Annotated in this window: 19 protein-coding genes; 18 read left to right on the forward strand and 1 reads right to left on the reverse strand. The window is 29.9% G+C overall.

Annotated elements, in window-relative coordinates; genetic code table 11:
* The first annotated feature begins 3 nt into the window (after window positions 1–3).
* The 16 genes from MOO46_RS01630 to MOO46_RS01705 all read left to right on the forward strand — a co-directional run bounded on the left by MOO46_RS01630 (window position 4) and on the right by MOO46_RS01705 (window position 16796).
* Window positions 4–237 (forward strand): exodeoxyribonuclease VII small subunit, encoded by a 234-nt coding sequence (locus MOO46_RS01630; RefSeq protein ID WP_249511294.1) that lies wholly within the window; start codon window positions 4–6, stop codon window positions 235–237.
* Window positions 237–1127: a polyprenyl synthetase family protein gene (locus tag MOO46_RS01635; RefSeq protein WP_249511295.1), complete on the forward strand. Its 891-nt coding sequence runs from the start codon at window positions 237–239 to the stop codon at window positions 1125–1127. Before MOO46_RS01630 ends, MOO46_RS01635 begins: the two co-directional genes overlap by 1 nt.
* Window positions 1128–1139: 12 nt before the next feature.
* Entirely contained in the window at window positions 1140–1946 is an 807-nt protein-coding gene (locus tag MOO46_RS01640; protein ID WP_249511296.1) for a TlyA family RNA methyltransferase, read from the forward strand.
* Between the two features lie 27 nt (window positions 1947–1973).
* On the forward strand, window positions 1974–3665 hold the full coding sequence (gene recN / locus MOO46_RS01645) for a DNA repair protein RecN (protein ID WP_249511297.1): 1692 nt from the start codon (window positions 1974–1976) through the stop codon (window positions 3663–3665).
* A gap of 65 nt (window positions 3666–3730) precedes the next feature.
* Window positions 3731–4348, forward strand: a complete 618-nt coding sequence (gmk, locus tag MOO46_RS01650; RefSeq protein WP_249511298.1) for a guanylate kinase — start codon at window positions 3731–3733, stop codon at window positions 4346–4348.
* The gene (rpoZ, locus tag MOO46_RS01655) at window positions 4348–4551 is read left to right on the forward strand and encodes a DNA-directed RNA polymerase subunit omega (RefSeq protein ID WP_249511299.1); all 204 of its coding nucleotides are present in this window, start codon (window positions 4348–4350) and stop codon (window positions 4549–4551) included. The genes gmk and rpoZ overlap by 1 nt, the downstream gene beginning before the upstream one ends.
* A 93-nt stretch (window positions 4552–4644) precedes the next feature.
* Window positions 4645–5841 (forward strand): bifunctional phosphopantothenoylcysteine decarboxylase/phosphopantothenate--cysteine ligase CoaBC, encoded by a 1197-nt coding sequence (gene coaBC, locus MOO46_RS01660; RefSeq protein ID WP_249511300.1) that lies wholly within the window; start codon window positions 4645–4647, stop codon window positions 5839–5841.
* A 9-nt stretch (window positions 5842–5850) separates the two neighbouring features.
* Window positions 5851–8268, forward strand: coding sequence for a primosomal protein N' (gene priA, locus MOO46_RS01665; protein WP_249511668.1), 2418 nt, complete (start codon window positions 5851–5853; stop codon window positions 8266–8268).
* 15 nt (window positions 8269–8283) lie between these two features.
* Window positions 8284–9237, forward strand: coding sequence for a methionyl-tRNA formyltransferase (gene fmt, locus MOO46_RS01670; RefSeq protein WP_249511301.1), 954 nt, complete (start codon window positions 8284–8286; stop codon window positions 9235–9237).
* Window positions 9230–10561: a 16S rRNA (cytosine(967)-C(5))-methyltransferase RsmB gene (gene rsmB / locus MOO46_RS01675; protein ID WP_249511302.1), complete on the forward strand. Its 1332-nt coding sequence runs from the start codon at window positions 9230–9232 to the stop codon at window positions 10559–10561. The genes fmt and rsmB overlap by 8 nt, the downstream gene beginning before the upstream one ends.
* Before the next feature lie 12 nt (window positions 10562–10573).
* On the forward strand, window positions 10574–11320 hold the full coding sequence (locus MOO46_RS01680; RefSeq protein WP_249511303.1) for a Stp1/IreP family PP2C-type Ser/Thr phosphatase: 747 nt from the start codon (window positions 10574–10576) through the stop codon (window positions 11318–11320).
* Complete coding sequence (gene pknB, locus MOO46_RS01685) at window positions 11317–13185, forward strand: Stk1 family PASTA domain-containing Ser/Thr kinase (protein ID WP_249511304.1); 1869 nt, start codon at window positions 11317–11319, stop codon at window positions 13183–13185. The genes MOO46_RS01680 and pknB overlap by 4 nt, the downstream gene beginning before the upstream one ends.
* Before the next feature lie 14 nt (window positions 13186–13199).
* Complete coding sequence (gene rsgA / locus MOO46_RS01690) at window positions 13200–14090, forward strand: ribosome small subunit-dependent GTPase A (RefSeq protein ID WP_249511305.1); 891 nt, start codon at window positions 13200–13202, stop codon at window positions 14088–14090.
* 10 nt (window positions 14091–14100) lie between these two features.
* Window positions 14101–14751: a ribulose-phosphate 3-epimerase gene (gene rpe / locus MOO46_RS01695; RefSeq protein ID WP_249511306.1), complete on the forward strand. Its 651-nt coding sequence runs from the start codon at window positions 14101–14103 to the stop codon at window positions 14749–14751.
* Window positions 14752–15396, forward strand: a complete 645-nt coding sequence (locus MOO46_RS01700) for a thiamine diphosphokinase (RefSeq protein WP_249511307.1) — start codon at window positions 14752–14754, stop codon at window positions 15394–15396.
* Between the two features lie 59 nt (window positions 15397–15455).
* Entirely contained in the window at window positions 15456–16796 is a 1341-nt protein-coding gene (locus MOO46_RS01705; protein ID WP_249510559.1) for an IS3 family transposase, read from the forward strand.
* Window positions 16797–16886: 90 nt separating this feature from the next.
* On the opposite strand, the gene rpmB is transcribed toward MOO46_RS01705, so the two are convergent.
* Complete coding sequence (rpmB, locus tag MOO46_RS01710; protein ID WP_054657116.1) at window positions 16887–17072, reverse strand: 50S ribosomal protein L28; 186 nt, start codon at window positions 17070–17072, stop codon at window positions 16887–16889.
* A gap of 227 nt (window positions 17073–17299) precedes the next feature.
* On the opposite strand from rpmB, the gene MOO46_RS01715 reads away from it, so the two are divergent.
* Both MOO46_RS01715 and MOO46_RS01720 read left to right on the forward strand, forming a co-directional pair.
* Window positions 17300–17659 (forward strand): Asp23/Gls24 family envelope stress response protein, encoded by a 360-nt coding sequence (locus tag MOO46_RS01715; protein WP_249511308.1) that lies wholly within the window; start codon window positions 17300–17302, stop codon window positions 17657–17659.
* Window positions 17660–17695: 36 nt separating this feature from the next.
* A complete protein-coding gene (locus MOO46_RS01720) occupies window positions 17696–19375 on the forward strand; it encodes a DAK2 domain-containing protein (RefSeq protein WP_249511309.1) in 1680 nt (559 codons plus the stop codon).
* Window positions 19376–19426: the final 51 nt, after the last annotated feature.

Here is a 19426-nt window from a genome sequence, read left to right on the forward strand (position 1 = left end):
ACAATGGCCGAAAAAGAAACTTTCGAAGATAATATGCAAAAATTAGAGAGTATTGTAAATGAATTGGAACAAGGAGATATCCCTTTAGAAAAAGCTTTATCAGAATTTCAAGATGGGGTTAAATTAACCAAAGATTTAGAATCCACGCTTAAAAATGCAGAAAATACACTTGCTAAAGAAATGACTAATGATGATAAAGAAGTATCGTTTGAAAAATCAGAAAGTGATACAAAATAATGTTAAATCAACTATTGGGTGATTTTGAAAATGAATATTTAAAAAAAATCAATAATTATTTAAAAAATAATTTAAAAAAAGATGTTGATCAAGAAACTTTATACGAATCCATGAAATATTCTTTGATGGCTGGTGGCAAACGTTTAAGGCCACTATTAACTTTGGCAACTATGCAAACATTGGGCAAAGAAATTAGTAATGATAGTTTAAGAGCTGCTTGTGCACTTGAACTTTTGCATACATATTCTTTAATTCATGATGATTTACCAGCGATGGATAATGATGATTTGCGTAGAGGAATTCCTACTAATCATATTAAGTTTGGTTCTGGAATAGCGACTTTAGCAGGTGATGGTTTGTTGTCGTTATCATTTCAATGGATTACTGACAATGATTTACCTGATAATAAAAAAGCAAAATTAGTCTTTTTATTATCTAAAGCTAGTGGCCCTAGTGGAATGGTTGCTGGTCAATCTTCTGACATCGAATTTGAAAATACTAAATTAGACTTATCATCTTTAAAAAAATTGCATCGTGGTAAAACAGGTGCGCTAATTAACTATGCTGTTGTTGCAGGTTCTATAATGGCTGATGCTGATGAAAGTTTACAAAAGCTTTTATCTAATTATGCTGATGATTATGGTCTAGCGTTTCAAATTTACGATGATATTTTAGATGTAGTATCAACATCCGACAGTTTAGGTAAACCAGTTCATCAAGACAGTATTAAAAACACCTATCCCAACTTAATTGGACTAGCTAATTCATATAAAGAGCTAGCTAATGTTTTAAATCATAGTCGTGAAATATTAAAAATTATAAATAAAAAGTATGAAATTAATACTGATTTATTGGAGTCATTTCTTACGTACTTTAAAATCAGTAAATAGGAGTATTTAAGAATGAAAAAGCAAAGAGTAGATGTACTTTTGGTTCAACAAGGACTATTTGATACTCGTGAAAAGGCTAAACGTGCTGTAATGGCTGGTGAAATTCTAGGAAAAAATGAAGAAAGAATAGATAAGCCAGGAACTAAAATTTCTGAAGAAACCAAACTTCATTTAAAGGGGAAACCCATGCCATATGTTAGTCGTGGTGGCTTAAAATTAGAAAAAGCTTTAAAAGTATTCAACATCGATGTTAAAGATAAAACAGTTTTAGATATTGGCTCATCTACTGGTGGGTTTACTGATGTTATGCTACAAAACGGTGCTAAATTAAGTTATGCACTAGATGTGGGAAGCAATCAATTAGTATGGAAGCTTAGAGAAGATCCTAGGGTTAAAGTAATGGAACATACAAATTTCAGATATAGTCAGTTATCTGATTTTAATTATGGTCAACCAGAATTTTCTTCAATCGATGTTTCATTTATATCGTTGCATTTAATTTTGCCACCATTGAAAAACATCTTACAATTAGGTGGTGAGGTTGTGGCACTTGTAAAGCCACAATTTGAAGCAGGACGAGATAAAATTGGAAAGCATGGTATTATCAAGGATCATAACGTTCATGCAGATGTTTTAGATGACATAATTAATTTTTCTATTGATGCAGGATACTCTGTTGATGGTTTAGATTATTCACCAATTAAGGGTGGCGAAGGGAATATCGAATTCTTATTACATTTGAGATCAGATGACAATCCATCAATTAATCCGAAGGTATCGATTGATCAAACCATTAAAAATTCTGATAATTTAAAATAATTCTATGTTTGAAAGGAAGTTCTTTAATTGCTAGAAAATTTATCTATAAGTAATTTGGCAATCATTGATAAATTGGAGATAGATTTTTCCTCTGGCATGACGGTTCTTACTGGAGAGACTGGTGCTGGTAAATCAATTATTATTGATGCTGTTGGTTTGTTAGCTGGTGGTCGTGGTTCGCAAAAGTTCATTCGTAATGGCAGTAATAAATTGTTAGTTCAAGGATTATTTATTTTTCCAAATGATAGTCCAACTTATAACATTTTGGATGAATTGGGAATTGATCATTCTGATGGCAGTGTTATTTTACAAAGAGAAATTTATCGTAACGGTAAAAATATTTGTCGAGTTAATGGGATTTTAGTGAATACTACTACACTTAAAAAAATTGGGTTAACCGTTGTTGATATTCAAGGACAAAATGATAGTCAAAATTTAATGCAACCAGAAAAGCATGTTCAATTACTTGATGAATTTGGTTTTGATGATATTCATTCTTTACTAAAAGATTACTATAATTGTTATGAACAATATAATAATTTAGAAAAACTCATTAAAGAAAAAAGAAATAATGAAAAAGAATGGTCTCAAAGAATTGATATGCTGAAATTTCAAGAATATGAAATTGGTAACGCCAATTTGCAATTAAATGAAGAAGAAGAATTGGCAAAAGAAAGGGATCATTTGCAAAATTATCAGAAAATTGTTGATGCATTAAACTTTTCTTTTAATGCAATTAATGGAGATGAAACAATTAGTCCAATTGATATGATTGGTCAAGCTATGAATTCGATGCAATCAATTGAAGATGTCGATCCTAAATTTAATGAAATTTCTGATAATATTAAAAATGCTTTTTACCTACTGCAAGATTCATCTGATAATATATCTGATCAAGTTGATCTTCAAGAGTCTGATGAAAATAAGTTAGAAGAAATAGAAGAACGTCTAAATATAATTTACGGATTAAAACGTAAGTATGGTGATTCTATTAAACAAGTTCTTAAACATTATGATGATGTCAAAAATGAATTGGACTCTATGCAATCTGATAAAGAGACTGGTGAAGATTTAAATCAGCAATACAATAACGCTTATAAAAAGCTAGACAATCTAGCTAAAAAAATAAGTAACTTGAGACATAAGACAGCTATTGGTTTAGAAAATGAAGTTCACAAACAATTAAGTGATCTTTACATGTCTAAAACAGAATTTAGTGTGAATTTTAGTAAATTGCCTAATGGTTCCTTTAATCAATATGGAAATGAGCATGTTGAATTTTATATGCGTACTAATCCAGGAGAGAGTCTATTGCCACTAAGTAAGATAGCATCTGGTGGTGAATTATCCAGAATATTGTTAGCCTTAAAAACAGTCTTTGCAAATCTACAAGGTATTACTTCAATTGTTTTTGATGAAGTTGATACTGGTGTTTCAGGGCGAGTTGCTCAGGCAATTGCTGATAAAATATCTTCAATTGCTAAAGATTCACAGGTATTATGTATTACGCATTTACCACAAGTTGCTGCTATGGCAGATCACCATTACTTCATTAAAAAATCAGTGAATAATGAACGTACTACTACTAAAGTTTTAAAGTTAAATAAAAAGAATCGTGTCGATGAATTGGCTCGTATGTTATCTGGCTCAACGGTTACCAAATTAACATTAGAACACGCCAACGAACTATTGAACTTAGCTAATGAAGAGAAAAAATAAATTTGAAAAATTTATTAAAATAGCCCATAATAGGAATACTAATATTTATTTTAAGGGGTTTTATAATGGCAAAACGAGGAATGCTAATTGTTCTTTCTGGTCCTTCTGGTGTAGGTAAAGGGACTGTCAGAAAGGCATTATTTAACGAGCCAGATGTAGATTTTAAATATTCCATTTCAATGACTACCAGAAAGCCTCGTGAAGGTGAAGTGAACGGTAAAGACTATTTTTTTGTTTCTAAAGAGCAATTTGAAGAACACATTAAAAATGGGGAAGTCTTAGAATATGCTAAGTATGTTGACAATTATTATGGAACACCATTAAAATATGTTAATGATACTTTAGATGCAGGTCATGACGTCTTTTTAGAAATTGAAGTTAATGGTGCTATGCAAGTCAGAGCTAATTGTCCAGAAGCAATTTTTGTTTTTCTTACACCACCTGATTTAGTAGTACTAAAAAATCGCTTAATTGGTCGTGGAACCGATGATATGGATGTCATCAATAAGCGAATTAAAAAAGCAGTATTAGAAATTAAAATGATGCGTAATTATGATTATGCTGTTTTAAATGATAAGGTTGACAATGCCGTCGATAGAATTAAAACCATTGTTAACAGTGAACGTTTAAAAGTAAATCGTGTTATGCCTGATTATTTATCATCGTTAGGAGACGAAGCTTAATGTTATTATATCCATCTGTAGATAAGTTACTTGAAAGAGTTGATTCAAGATACTCACTAATTATGTTAGCTAGTAGAAGAGCCCATGAGATTGAATCAGGTTCTCCATTATTATTAGATAGTTATAAATCAAGAAAGCCTGTTGGAAAAGCTTTTGAAGAAATTGCTGCTGGCACTGTTAAACTTACAAGAACTGAAAAATAATTGTTTAAACCTTTGCGATATATAGCAAAGGTTTTTATTTTTTTGATTCGTAATTATTTTGATACAATAATAATAAAAGACTGGGGTGCTCATATGTTTAATAATTTGAATGTTGCATTGTATGTTTCTGGAAGTATTGCTTGTTATAAATCTTTAACGTTGGCAAGAGATTTGATAAAAAAAGGCGCTAATGTACGTGTCATAATGACTAGAGGTGCCCAAATGTTTGTAACACCATTGGCTTTTCAAACTTTAACTAAAAATTTAGTTTTTACTGATATAAATGATGAACCTAATGAAAAAGAAATTACTCATATCGATATTGCTAAGTGGTCTGATATTTCAGTTGTTGCACCAGCAACCGCAAACTTAATTTCTAAAATGGCAAACGGAATTGCTGATGACGCTGTTACAACTACTTTATTAGCCACAGATGGAAAAAAATTTGTCGTTCCTGCTATGAATGACCATATGTGGCATAATCCAGCTACTCAAAGAAATTTACAAACTTTAAACAATGATGGAATCAATATTTTTTCACCTACTAAAGGTTATTTAGCTGAGGGATATTCGGGAAAGGGGCGAATGATTGAGCCGGAAGTCATAGTTGATAAATTATATGATCAATTAAAAGATTCAGATTCACTATTTAATAAAAACATTTTGATTACAGCTGGTGGTACTAGAGAACCAATTGATCCTGTAAGGTATATAAGTAATAATTCATCTGGTAAAATGGGGTATGCAATCGTTGATGCGGCAATTGATGCTGGTGCCAATGTTACTTTAGTTACGGCGCCATCTAAGTTAATTCCTAACCAAAAAGCAAACGTTATTAAAGTTAAAACCTCTGCTGAAATGGAAGCAGTAGTTAAAAATAATTTAAATAATGCTGATGTACTAATTATGGCAGCTGCTGTCTCTGACTATAAGCCTTCTCAATATAACAAACAGAAAATAAAGAAATCATCTGATAAATTAGTTTTAGATTTAGTAAAGACTCATGATATTCTAAAGGAAGTGGCTAAAGTTAAAAACAACCAATTTGTTGTTGGTTTTGCCGCAGAAACTCAAAATTTAGTTCAAAACGCTAAAGTAAAATTAAAAAATAAGAATCTAGATCTTTTAGTTGCAAATGATGTAAGTCATGCAGAAACTGGCTTTAGTAGTGATAATAATAAAGTATCATTTATAGATTCTAACGGCGTTATCGATGAAACAGATGTTGATAGTAAAAAAAATATTGCTAATCAATTAATTAATATTGTTAGCAATCGAATTAATAAATAGGGAAGAGATATATTGAATTTAGCTAAAATAATTGTTGATGTTCCAACAATGCAAACTAATGAACCGTATACTTATCGAATTCCAGAATTTTTGTCTGATCAATTACAACGAGGGATGCGTGTAATTGTACCTTTCGGTAATGGTAGCCGAAAAATTCAAGGAATTGTTTGGGATATTGATTATGCTGGTACATTTGATGGACAATTAAAAGATATTGAAAGTGTAATGGATTTGAGTCCGGTTTTAAATAGTGAACTGCTTTCAATGTCTAAGTGGATGGCTAATAAAACATTTTCTTTTCAAATAAGTTGTATTTTGACGATGTTACCCGGTGTGATGCATGCAAAATATCAAAAACAATTAAAACTGCTGGATTCTAGTATTGATAACGAAGATGTTAAAAAATTATTTTACAAATCTAAAATAATTGATTTTAATCCGGAAGAATTGGAAAATGATATTTTAAAAAATATTATTAAATTAAAAAGAAACAATAAGATTGAAATCAAATACAATGTTAAAAATAAAGCACATGCTAAAAAAATATTAGGGATACAACCAATCATAAAGCCTTCTGATGTTGAAACAATATTTAAAGATGTGCGAAAAAATGCCGTTAATCAGCAAAAATTACTTACCTATATAAAAGATAATCCTCAAGAAATTATTGCTCAAAGATATTTATGTAATAAATATAATATTTCTGAATCTACAATCAAAACAGCTATTAAAAAGAAATGGTTAATTCAAACTCAAATTGAAGAATATAGAAATCCATACAAACAAAAAGTTGAACGAAACTATCCACTGAAATTAAATAATGAGCAACAATCTGCAGTTAATAAAATTAACGATCCCATTATTAATAGTTTAGATAAAGTATTTTTATTAGAAGGTGTTACAGGATCTGGTAAAACAGAAGTTTATCTTCAGGCAATTCAAAAAGCGTTATCAATGAATAAAACTGCTTTGATGCTAGTTCCTGAAATTTCTTTAACACCTCAAATGTCTCGTCGTGTAAAAGGCCGCTTTGGTGATCGTGTTGCAATGCTACATAGTGGCCTATCTAATGGTGAAAGATATGATGAATGGCGAAGAATTGAACGAGGTGAAGCTGATGTAGTAGTTGGTGCTCGTTCAGCAATTTTCGCACCTTTAAATGATATTGGCATCATTATTATGGATGAAGAACATGATTCTAGTTATAAGCAGGATGAAACCCCTAGATATCATACAAGAGATGTTGCTAAATGGCGTGCCAAATATCATAAATGTCCGGTTGTTTTGGGCAGTGCTACACCTTCATTGGAATCTAGGGCTCGTGCAACCAAGGGACTTTATGATTTAATTAAATTACCACATCGAATTAATAATAAATCGTTACCTAAAGTTAATATTATTGATATGAAAAATGAACTTATTAATAATGGTGATGAAGATTTTTCTGATGAGCTATTAAATGCAATTAATAATCGTATTAGTAAGGGTGAACAAATTGTTTTAATGCTTAATCGAAGAGGCTATTCATCATTTATTATGTGCCGAACTTGTGGATTTGTTTTAAAATGTCCTAACTGTGATATTTCTTTAACACTTCATATGGATACTAAAACTATGAAATGTCATTATTGTGGACATGAAGAGCAAATACCTTATAAATGTCCTAATTGTAACGACAATAAAATTAGATATTATGGGACAGGAACTCAAAAAGTACAATCAAAGTTACAAAAATTAGTTCCTAATTCAAGAATTATTAGAATGGATGTTGATACAACTAGAAAAAAGGGTGCTCATGAGCGTTTGTTACAAAAATTTGGTCAAGGTAAGGCGGATATTTTATTGGGGACACAAATGATTGCAAAAGGTTTAGATTTTCCTAATGTTACTTTGGTTGGAGTATTAAATGCTGATACTTCTTTAGACTTACCAGATTTTCGTTCAAGTGAAAAAACTTTTGAATTATTAACTCAAGTTAGCGGTCGTGCGGGTCGTGCTGAAAAAAATGGATTGGTGTATATTCAAACTTTCAATCCAGATAATTATGCAATTCAATTGTCCAAGAATCAGGATTATGAACAGTTTTATCGTACAGAGATGCATTTGAGGCATATAACTAACTATCCGCCTTATTATTTTACAGTTAAAATTACTTCTAGTGACGTTAATGAATCTAAAGCTGCTTCTAAAATGTTTGAAATTTCTAAAATCTTAAAGGCAAAATTAAGCAATCAAACGATTATGCTAGGACCATCACCTAGTTCAATTTTACGAATAAAAAATAAATATTATTATCAAATTATTCTAAAGTATAAAAATGAACCTAATTTACATGCTTGTTTAGAATATATCTTGCAACATTACCAAAAGGATGCACAAAAGGGACTTTATGTGAATATTGATCCGGATCCTTTAAACTTTATGTAAGGAAGTAGATTTAAAATGAAAAATATTGTTTTTATGGGAACACCATCTTTTGCAGTTCCAATATTAAAAGATTTATTTAATTCTGATGAATATAATGTGATGGCCGTTGTAACTCAACCTGATCGTCCATTTGGTCGTAAAAGAATGTTAAAAGCTTCACCAGTAAAAGAATTGGCTAAAGATTTAGATATTCCAGTTTTACAACCAGAAAAAATTAGTGGTAGTAAAGAAATGACTGAAATTATTGATATGAAGCCTGACTTTATTATCACAGCAGCATTTGGCCAGTTTTTGCCTACAAAATTATTAGATTCAGCTAAGTTTGCAGCGGTAAACGTTCATGGATCTTTACTACCTAAATATCGTGGTGGAGCTCCAGTTCAATATTCAATTATGAATGGTGATAAGCAAACTGGTGTATCAATTATGTATATGGTTAAAAAAATGGATGCTGGGGATGTTTTATCACAATCTGCCATAAATATTGAATCAGATGATGATACAGCTTCTATATTTGAAAAATTAAGTAAACTAGGTAGTCAATTATTATTAAAAACTTTGCCTAAAGTTATTGATGGAAGTGTTAAGCCATTAACTCAAGACGAAAGCAAAGTTGTTTTTTCACCAACCATTAAACGTTCAGAAGAAAAACTTGATTTTTCTCAATCCGCATTTTTAATTGATTGTAAAGTTCGAGCATTGCGTCCTGATCCTAGCGCTTATACCATTTTGAATGGTAAAAGGACAAAAGTTTGGGTAACTAAACCCTTAGAACAAAAAACAGACCTAAATCCGGGTGAAGTAGTGACTAAAAATAAAAAGCATTTATTAATTGCTTGTGGAAATGGAACTGTTATTTCAATTTTAGAATTACAACCAGCTGGCAAACCTAAACAAAATATTAGTTCTTATATAAATGGTGCTGGCCAAAATATTAAGGAAAAGGAACAGGTAATAACTAATGAGTAAAGATAATCCCAGACTATTAGCAGTTAAAACATTAAACAAAATTTCTAATGGATCTTATTCTAACTTGCAATTGAACCAAGTAATTGATCATAGTGAATTAGATAGTCGAGATATTAGTTTACTTACAAACATTGTTTATGGTGTTATCCAGCATCGTTTAACTTTAGAATACTATTTAAAAGCCTTTTTAAAAAAGCCTAATAAAGTTGATGTATGGGTAAAAGAATTACTTTATACTGCCATTTATCAAATGTACTATTTAGATAAAATTCCCGAACGTGCTATTTTTAATGAAACTATTAAAATCGCCAAAAAAATGGGTCATGATGGGATTAGAAGAATGGTGACTGGAACATTACATCAAATTAAAAGAAATGGTCTTCCTACATTCGATAATATAACGGACTATTTAGAAAAACTTTCAATTGAATATAGTGTTGCTCCTTGGATTATTGAGCAATTGAATAATCAAGTAGGTGAATCCAAGACAATTTCTATTCTGAAAAGTATTAATCATTCATCTAAGCAATCAGTTAGATTCAATTCTCGATTAACTGATAAACAGACATTATCTGAACAGCTTGAAGATGAAGGTTATAATGTTCAGTCTAGTAAATTGGTTAATTCTGGTCTAATTTTGTCTAATAAATCTGCCAGTTATAGTGATTTGTTTAAAGATGGTTATATGACGATTCAAGATGAAAGTGCTATGTTGCCAGTAGAATCCATGAATATCGTTCCTAGTGACAAAATTTTAGATGCTTGTTCTGCTCCTGGTGGAAAAACTACTCAGATTGCTGAACAACTAGATATTAGAAAAGATGGACATGTCTTTGCATTAGATTTACATGAAAAGCGTCTTGCCCAAGTTGAAAAAAATGCTAAAAGATTACACGTTAGTGATGTATTAAATACCGAAGCATGTGACGCTCGTAACTTAGATATACTATTTAGTGACGAACAATTTGATCAAATTTTAGTTGATGCTCCTTGCTCAGGAATTGGTTTAATTAGAAGAAAACCAGAAATTCGCTATGAAAAAAAACTTTCGGATGTTGAACATTTATCTGATATCCAACTAGATATTTTGAATTCTGTGGCGTCTAAATTAAAAAAAGGTGGTAAGTTAGTATATAGTACTTGTACAATTCTTAATCAAGAAAATGTTGATGTTGTAAATAAATTTATACAACAAAATGATAATTTTGAATTAGTCCCAACAAAAACAAGTCTTAATTTAAATAATAGTAGTAAGTACTTACAAATTTATCCAGATGATTATGATTCAGATGGCTTCTTTGTATGTAATTTGATTAAAAAATAGTGGAGAATTTTTATGAAAATAGCTTCAAAATCATCAATTGGTAGAGTTAGGATAAATAATGAAGACTATGTTGGGGTCTTTTATAATCAACAAGGTGCATTTATTACAATTCTAGCTGATGGAATTGGTGGTAATCGAGGTGGCGAAGTTGCTTCTAAAATGGCTGTTGACATTTTAGGAGAAAAATTTAAAGAATTTAATATTATTTCTATTCATGAAATTGAAAATTGGCTTTTAAAGCAATTAAAAATTGTTAATGATAAAATTTTACAGACTTCCGAAACAAAAAAAGAACTTGAGAAAATGGGAACAACAATTGTAGTTGCTGTTTTCTTTGGTAACCAGTATTTAGTTACGCATTTAGGTGATAGTCGATGCTACTTGATTCATAGTAATAAAATGCGTCAAATCACTGAAGATCATTCTTACGTTAACGCACTAGTTCAAAAGGGTGAATTATCTCGAGAAGATGCTGATATGTCACCTTTAAAAAATATTATTATAAAAGGTTTAGGTGTTTCTGCAGATGCAGATGCAGCCATTACTAAATTTAAATTAATGGATAATGATATAATTCTATTATGTAGTGACGGACTTACAAATATGGTTGATAATGTAGATATTGCTGATGAGTTAAAAAGAAACTTACCAGTTGAAAAAGTTGCTCAAAATTTAATTAATCTTGCTAATCACAACGGTGGAAAAGATAATATTTCGGTTATTATTGTTAAAAATTCGTTGGGAAGTGATAGTCAATGAAAAACGGTATGGTAATAAATAACCGTTATAAGATTATCAACAAAATTGGCGAAGGTGGGATGGTTAATGTTTATCTATCTCATGATAATAAATTAAATCGATTAGTTACGATTAAGTTAATCCGATTAGATTTTAAAAATAGTAAAAAAGCCCAACGTCATTTTAAATATGAAAAAATAGCAATAAATAAATTAAATGATAGTCACATTGTTAAGGTATATGATGTTGGTGATTACAAAGATAATAAATATTTGGTTATGGAATATGTACCTGGAAATGATTTGAAAAAATATATTCAAAAAAATTATCCCATTGATTTAAAAACTGTAATTTATATAATGTCACAAGTCCTATCAGCAGTTAATGAAGCTCATAAGAATGGGATTATTCATCGTGACTTAAAACCACAAAATATTTTAATAACAAAGGATAAAAATGTTAAAATAACGGATTTTGGTATTGCATTAATGGATAATTTATTGCCATTAACTAAAACAAATTCAATTGTGGGTTCAATTCATTATATTTCACCTGAACAAATCTTAGGAAAAGCAATAACTAAAAAGTCAGATATTTATTCTTTAGGTATTATTTTATATGAATTATTAGTTGGCAGTGTACCTTTTAGTGGTGATTCACCAGTTAACATTGCAATGAAACATTCTAACAGTAATGTCCCATCTATAATAAGAAGTAATAATATAGTTCCACAATCTTTAGAAAATGTGGTATTAAAATCAACAGCTAAAAATCCTGATGATCGTTATGACAGCGTTATACAAATGAAGGATGACTTGGAAAGTTCTTTATTGCCTGAAAGAAAAAATGAGGCAAAACTATTTTTTAAAGTTAATAGTAGTAATGATTTTGATGATGATAAAACAAAAATCTTAGATTTAAATAAAGATTATAATTATGATGTTAATAATAATAAAACAAAAAAGTTGGTTCTTGTAATGTTAGGATTGCTATTTTTTATAATTTTGATTATCTTACTGATGCATTTTATTTTCTTTTCTAAAGTTCAAGTACCTAATGTGTATAATAATAATTTAAAAACGGCTGAACAAAAAATTAGGAAGTCACGTTTATTATCAACCAAGGTAATTTATCGACATGATTATAAATTACCTCATAATCATGTTATCGAAACTATCCCTAAAGCTAATACACGTTTATTAAATCATTCTGGAATTAAATTAATTGTAAGCGACGGCGAAAGTAATATTAAAATGAATAATTATGTCGGTAAGGATTATAATAAAGTCTATAATTCACTAATCAAAATGGGTTTTAAAGTTAATAAGATATATAATTATAATAATTATTTTATGCCTAATCACATCTTGAACCAAAACATTTTGCCTAATACTAAAGTCAATCCTAAAAAATCCACTTTAAATCTAGTTGTATCAAAATATGGAAAACCATTTGATATGGCCAATTTAGTTGGTATGGATGAAAATGCAGTGAAAAATTATATTAATAAAAATCATCTTAAGGCCAATTATCATTATGAAAACACCAAAGATCAACCAAATGGCATCGTATATCAGCAAAATCCTAGTGCTGGATTAAAAATTCAAGGTGGATATAATATTGAACTTTGGATTTCCAAGGGTAGTATGGGTAATGATAATTTAAATCATAGTTTTAATTTATCTTTAACTGTTCCTTATAAAGATACTAACGATGAACGTGGGAATAAAATTGTTATTTATTCAAATATCAATGGTAAAGGTCTCTCATTATATGAGACAATGTTTATTAATAAGGATACTAAAATTAATATACCTTATAATTTGAAAACTAATGAAAAGATTAGATATGAGGTTTACCGAGACGGTGAACTTATTATGAAATGATTGAAGGTGATTTGTTGTCAAAAGGTAAAATATTTCAGTCACTTAGTGGATTTTATGACGTTATAAGTGATGGCAAAATTTATAGAACTCGTGCGCGAGGTAATTTTCGTAAAAAAAGAATTACTCCAATCGTTGGAGATGATGTAGAATTTGAGTCCAGTTCTCAAGATGAAGGATATTTACTAAAAGTTTTTGATCGAAAAAATGCATTAGTAAGGCCACCAATTGCTAATATTGATCAAGCAGTTGTAGTTACTGCTGCGACTCAACCTGAATTTTCTAATAATTTATTAGATCGTCAATTAGTAGCTTTAGAAATTAGTAAAATTACTCCAATTATTTATTTTACTAAATTAGACTTATTATCCACTGAACAAATTCAGTATTTTAATGAGGTTAAAAAGACTTATAAAAATATTGGTTATACTGTGATTATGGCTGATAAAGATAATAAGTCTTTAAATGAGTTGAGCGATTTATTTGTTAATAAAGAAACAGTTATTATGGGACAAACAGGTGCTGGTAAATCAACATTATTGAATAAAATTAATCCAGAGTTAAAATTAGTAACTGGAGAAATATCTTCTGCTTTAAATCGTGGTAAACATACAACTAGAAAAGTCAATTTCATTAAAATTAATGATGGATTAGTAGCAGATACCCCAGGATTTTCATCTTATGATACTTTTGATATTAAATCGGATGATTTAAGGAACTATTTTCCAGAATTTAAGCGTAATGCAAACAAATGTAAATTTAGAGGTTGTGTTCATATTAACGAACCTAAATGTGAAATAAAAAGACTTTTAGAAAAAAATGAAATTTCACAAAATCGTTATAAAAGTTATCTCCAACTATATGATATTTTAAAGAATAAGAAACCTGTTTATAATAAAAAGAAATGAGGAATTGATTATGATTAAAGTAGCTCCATCTATTCTAAGTGCAGATTATTTAAATTTAGAAAGAGATATTAATAAGATTGAAAATGATGCTGAATATTTACATATCGATGTAATGGATGGTGATTTTGTTCCATCTATTTCATATGGTCCTGGTTGGGTTAAACAAATTAGGAAAATTTCTAACCTAATTTTAGATGTTCATATGATGGTTAAGAATCCTGAAAGATATGTAGATGAATTCGCTGACAATGGTGCCGATTTAATTGGTGTTCATGTAGAAGCTACTCCACATATTCACCGTGCACTTCAAATGATTAAAAATAAGGGTGTTAAAGCTGAAGTTGTTATCAATCCGGGAACTCCAGTAGATGCAATTAAACCGGTATTATATATGGTTGATCAAGTTTTAGTTATGACTGTTAATCCTGGATTTGGTGGTCAAAAATTTTTACCTGAAACCGTTAAAAAAATTCAACAGTTAAATGATTTAAAAAATAGTGAAGGTTATAACTTTGATATTGAAATTGATGGTGGAGTAAATAACGAAACTGTTAAACAAGCTTATACTGCGGGTGCTACTGTGGCTGTTGCAGGTTCATATGTATTTGATGCTGAAAATCCAGCTTCTAAGGTTCAAAGTATTAAGGATGCTACTAAGTAAATGAATATAGTAAATTTGTTAGTAGGTGGGCCAACTAACTTATGGCCTGATACATTGAAAAATTGTGATATTAATGGTAAGTGGATTGGTGTTGATAGAGGCAGCCTTAGATTAATTAAGTTAGGCATTACTCCAGCAATCGCGATAGGCGATTATGATTCGATTAGTAATGATGAGTTAGAATTGGTAAAAAGTAAAGTTAGTGATTTAAGAACTTTTAATTCTCATAAAGATTATACAGACACACAGTTAGCTTTGAAGATAGCTGATGAAGAATTAAATGCTGATGTTATTAATATTTATGGTGCTACGGGTGGTCGATTAGATCATTTTCTATCAAATTTTTTGATGATAACTGACCCTGAATACAATAATATTGTTAATAAAATAAAAATTATTGATGCACAGAATACAATTAGTTACTATTTACCTGGTAGTTATAAAATAAAAAAAGAATCTGATAAAAAATATCTAGCTTATATTCCATTAAATTCAATGAAATTAACTTTAAGTGAATCTAAATATACGTTAGATAATTATCAAGTTCCTAGCCCCATATCTTTTTCAAGCAATGAATTTATTGGCAATTATGCTAAATTTAAATTTGATTGTGGAATTCTTTGTGTTATTCAAAGTAAGGATTAATACAAAAAACGATGTTGAAGTGAACCCCTAAAGTGAAACAACACTTTAGGGGTTTTTGTATGACAAAATTTAGTTTTGAGTTAAAGAAAAAAATAGTTAAAGAATATTTTTCAGCAGGAATTGGTTCTACTAGTCTTGCTAAAAAATATAATATTAAAAGCAGAACAACTATTTTAAATTGGATTCATATGTATAATGCCTTCGGCATTAAAGGATTAATTGTCAGGCACCCAATCAAAGTATATTCTGGATATTATAAACGAAAAGTGCTGCATTGGATGCACACTAACCACAGTTCGTATCCAGAAACAGCACTTTTCTTCAACATATCAGCCCCAAGTACCATCTTTGCTTGGGAGCGAAGATTGGAGACTAAAGGCCTAACTGGATTATACACTAATCGTGGCCCTAAAAAAATGAAATCAAATAAAACTAAAATTAAATCACCTAACAAGTCATTAAGAGAAAAAGTTAATTATTATCTAATCAATTATCGTTATGAACAAATAAAACAAGAATGTGGATCTACTATGGATCACATAAAGAAATTGATTACTTTCTTTAAAAGATTTTCTATATCATTCATTTTAAAAAGTATCGGTATAAGTAGAAGTTATTATTATCGACATTTCAAAGAAGATGATAAAGATGATAACTTAAAAAAGATGATCACTAAAATAAAGCATTTTAATCCTAATTATGGGTATCGCCGTTTAACCTTAGCTTTAAGAAATAACAACGTAGTTGTTAATCATAAAAAAGTATTAAGGATAATGAAAACATTAAATTTAACGACCAATCAATATAACAAAAAAAGAAGAAAATATAATTCTTATATTGGACAAGTTGGACATATAGCCAAAAATAGGATTCATAGAAAATTTAAAACTGATCGTCCTTATCAAAAATTAACAACTGACGTCAGTGAATTTAGATATGGTAATCAAGATATAAATCACAGGGTTTATTTATCACCAATTATGGATCTATTTTCTGATGAAATATTAAATTTTTCCATTAGCGAACATCCAAATGTCGACTTTACTATTAAGCCAATGAAAGAATTGATTAAAAAATTACCAAAATTAAGCTATAGAACCACCGTCCATAGTGATCAAGGCTTTCAGTATCAAAATAATAAATGGCAAAAATTATTAAAGAATAATCACATCTTTCAATCCATGTCCCGTAAAGGGACATGTCTAGATAATGCACAAATGGAATCATTCTTTCATATCATGAAAATAGAAATTATGAGTAATCATTATGAAACAAAGTCTTCATTAATTAAAGCGATGAAAAAATGGATTAAATATTATAATAATTATAGAATTAAAACAAAACTAGGAGGTAAAGCTCCGAAAGAATATCGGAAACTTTACCTCCTAGAAAATAAATAGTTGTTTCGATTTAAGGGTTCACATCATGTTTATTTAAAACATCGTTTTTTTGTATTAAAAAAGCCTGGCCAAAAGCCAAGCTGAATATAATTAGGCACGGGTAACTTTACCTGATTTTAGAGTACGGGTACTAACCCAAACCTTCTTAGGTTTGCCATCTACTAAGATACGAACTTTTTGTAGATTTGGCTTCCAGCTACGACGTGAAGAATTCAAAGCATGGGAACGTTTGTTACCATAATGAGTTCTTTTACCATTAATAAAATCTTTAGCCATTGGTAAATTCCTCCTTTTAAATGATTTCTCAAAAGCGTTGCTTTTATTACATCTCACTCTAATAATTTAGCATATTGATGGTGAATTTGCAATGTTTTTCTTTCAAGGAATTATACTTGACAGTTTAAACTCTTTTAATACCAGCAACCCTTTAGCTTTTTATAAACTTGTGGTAATATTATATATCGAATATATTAGAAAATTTATCTTCTAAGGAGGCTGTAAATATGGCCGTAAAAATTAAGACTAAATATGGATTGATTGATATTGATAATAATGTCATTGCTACAGTAGTTGGTGGTGCTGCCACTGATAACTTTGGTGTTGTAGGAATGGCTAGCAAAAATCAAATTAGAGATAATGTTAATGATATTTTGAAAAAAGACAATTATTCAAGAGGTGTTGTTATTACTCAAGATGATAATGGTATTTCTGTTGAAGTTAATATAATTGTTAGTTTTGGAACTAAAATATCAGAAGTATGTAAAAATGTTCAATCAAAAGTAAAATATAATCTAGAAACGATGCTTGGCATTTCTGCCAATGCAGTAAATATTATTGTTCAGGGCGTTAGAGTCTTAGACTAAAATATGATTGATGTTAACTAAGGAGGGTTATTATAGTTGTCTGTCTCAAATATAACAAGTTCTAAATTTAATCAGATGGTCCAAGCGGCATCTGTTACACTTAAAAGTAATTCAAAATTTATTAATTCTTTAAACGTATTTCCCGTTCCAGATGGCGATACAGGAACTAATATGAGTATGTCATTTGAAAGTGGAGCTAAATATGTTGAACAGGATTCTAGTGATTCTGTGGGTGACTTGGCCCAATCATTATCTAAAGGTTTATTAATGGGAGCTAGAGGAAACTCTGGCGTTATTCTATCTCAAATTTTTAGGGGATTCTCTAAATCTGTACAAGATAAAAAAGAATTAAAATCTGAAGACATTGTTGAAGCATTTATAAATAGTGCCAAAACAGCTTATAATTCTGTTATGAAACCTACTGAAGGTACAATTTTAACGGTTATTAAGGGGATTGCTCAAGCTGGTAAGGAATCTAAACATAGTGACTTGGCAGATTTATTTGATGATTTGTATAACGGGGCTAATATGGCTTTACAAACAACTCCTGATTTACTAGCCGTATTAAAAGAGGTCGGTGTTGTTGATTCAGGTGGTCAAGGATTAGTTTTTGTTATTAAGGCTTTTAGTGATGTTTTAAATAATCGTAAAATTGATGAAAGTCATCAACCTAATTCTGGTGAAATGAATCAAATGATTGATGCTAGCCACGAACAAAGTAATGAAAGTGCACAAGGAAAGTTAAATCCATCCGACATTAAGTATGGATATTGTACACAAATAATGGTTAGAATTGGTTTAGGTCAACAAGTTAAATATGATTTTGATTATGATAAATTTTATGAGTATTTAGCAAAATTGGGTGATTCCTTATTAGTAATTAATGATGATGAAATTGTTAAAGTTCATGTTCATACTGAGCATCCAGGTAAAGTTTTGGCTTGGGGACAACTATTCGGTGATCTTGCAAATGTTAAAGTAGATAATATGCGATTACAACAGGAAGATATTATCGAAAAAGATGAAAAAAAAGAACAAGCTGATCTTAAATCTGAACCAAAAGAAACGGCCATTATTTCAATAGTTTCAGGTGATGGTCTAGGTGAATTATTTAGTAGTTTAGGAGTAACTGACATCATTAAAGGTGGACAAACAATGAATCCAAGTACTCAGGATATTGTTAATGCCATTAATAATAGTAATGCTAAAAATGCTATTATCTTGCCTAATAATGGGAACATTTTTATGGCAGCTGAACAAGCCACTCAGGTTGTCGATATTCCTGCAAAAATAGTTCATACTAAAACTTTACAACAAGGATTAACTTCTGTGCTCTCGTTTAATCCTACCGCTTCTCTAGATGATAATGTTAATGAGATGGAAGATACTCTAGACACCGTCAAGAGCGGTGAAGTTACTTATGCAGTTAGAGATACTAATATCAATGGTGTTGATATTAAAAAAGGACATTTTATGGGTATCGTTGATGGAGATATTAAAGTAACTGGAAAAAATTCTGTTGAAACTACCGTTAATATGGTTAAAGATATGTTGGATGAGGACAGTGAAGTTATTACCATTATTTATGGAAAAGAATCTAACGAAAAGGATGCCAATAAAGTTAAATCTAAATTGGAAACGATTGATTCTGAGCTTGAAGTAGAAGTCCATGAAGGGGATCAACCGGTTTATTCATTCTTAATTTCTGTAGAATAAAGTAATCGGAGGTTACTCCGATTTTTTTATTTTTAATTTCTTGTTTGGGAG

The organism is Apilactobacillus apisilvae, assembly GCF_023380225.1.
GTDB classification, from domain to species: domain Bacteria; phylum Bacillota; class Bacilli; order Lactobacillales; family Lactobacillaceae; genus Apilactobacillus; species Apilactobacillus apisilvae.

Bases quoted from the DNA above. Each gene is read 5' to 3' on its own strand.
- MOO46_RS01630 (WP_249511294.1), top strand. From the start codon at position 4: ATGGCCGAAAAAGAAACTTTCGAAGATAATATGCAAAAATTAGAGAGT.
- MOO46_RS01635 (WP_249511295.1), top strand. From the start codon at position 237: ATGTTAAATCAACTATTGGGTGATTTTGAAAATGAATATTTAAAAAAA.
- MOO46_RS01640 (WP_249511296.1), top strand. From the start codon at position 1,140: ATGAAAAAGCAAAGAGTAGATGTACTTTTGGTTCAACAAGGACTATTT.
- gmk (WP_249511298.1), top strand. From the start codon at position 3,731: ATGGCAAAACGAGGAATGCTAATTGTTCTTTCTGGTCCTTCTGGTGTA.
- rpoZ (WP_249511299.1), top strand. From the start codon at position 4,348: ATGTTATTATATCCATCTGTAGATAAGTTACTTGAAAGAGTTGATTCA.
- coaBC (WP_249511300.1), top strand. From the start codon at position 4,645: ATGTTTAATAATTTGAATGTTGCATTGTATGTTTCTGGAAGTATTGCT.
- fmt (WP_249511301.1), top strand. From the start codon at position 8,284: ATGAAAAATATTGTTTTTATGGGAACACCATCTTTTGCAGTTCCAATA.
- rsmB (WP_249511302.1), top strand. From the start codon at position 9,230: ATGAGTAAAGATAATCCCAGACTATTAGCAGTTAAAACATTAAACAAA.
- MOO46_RS01680 (WP_249511303.1), top strand. From the start codon at position 10,574: ATGAAAATAGCTTCAAAATCATCAATTGGTAGAGTTAGGATAAATAAT.
- pknB (WP_249511304.1), top strand. From the start codon at position 11,317: ATGAAAAACGGTATGGTAATAAATAACCGTTATAAGATTATCAACAAA.
- rpe (WP_249511306.1), top strand. From the start codon at position 14,101: ATGATTAAAGTAGCTCCATCTATTCTAAGTGCAGATTATTTAAATTTA.
- MOO46_RS01700 (WP_249511307.1), top strand. From the start codon at position 14,752: ATGAATATAGTAAATTTGTTAGTAGGTGGGCCAACTAACTTATGGCCT.
- MOO46_RS01705 (WP_249510559.1), top strand. From the start codon at position 15,456: ATGACAAAATTTAGTTTTGAGTTAAAGAAAAAAATAGTTAAAGAATAT.
- rpmB (WP_054657116.1), bottom strand. From the start codon at position 17,072: ATGGCTAAAGATTTTATTAATGGTAAAAGAACTCATTATGGTAACAAA.
- MOO46_RS01715 (WP_249511308.1), top strand. From the start codon at position 17,300: ATGGCCGTAAAAATTAAGACTAAATATGGATTGATTGATATTGATAAT.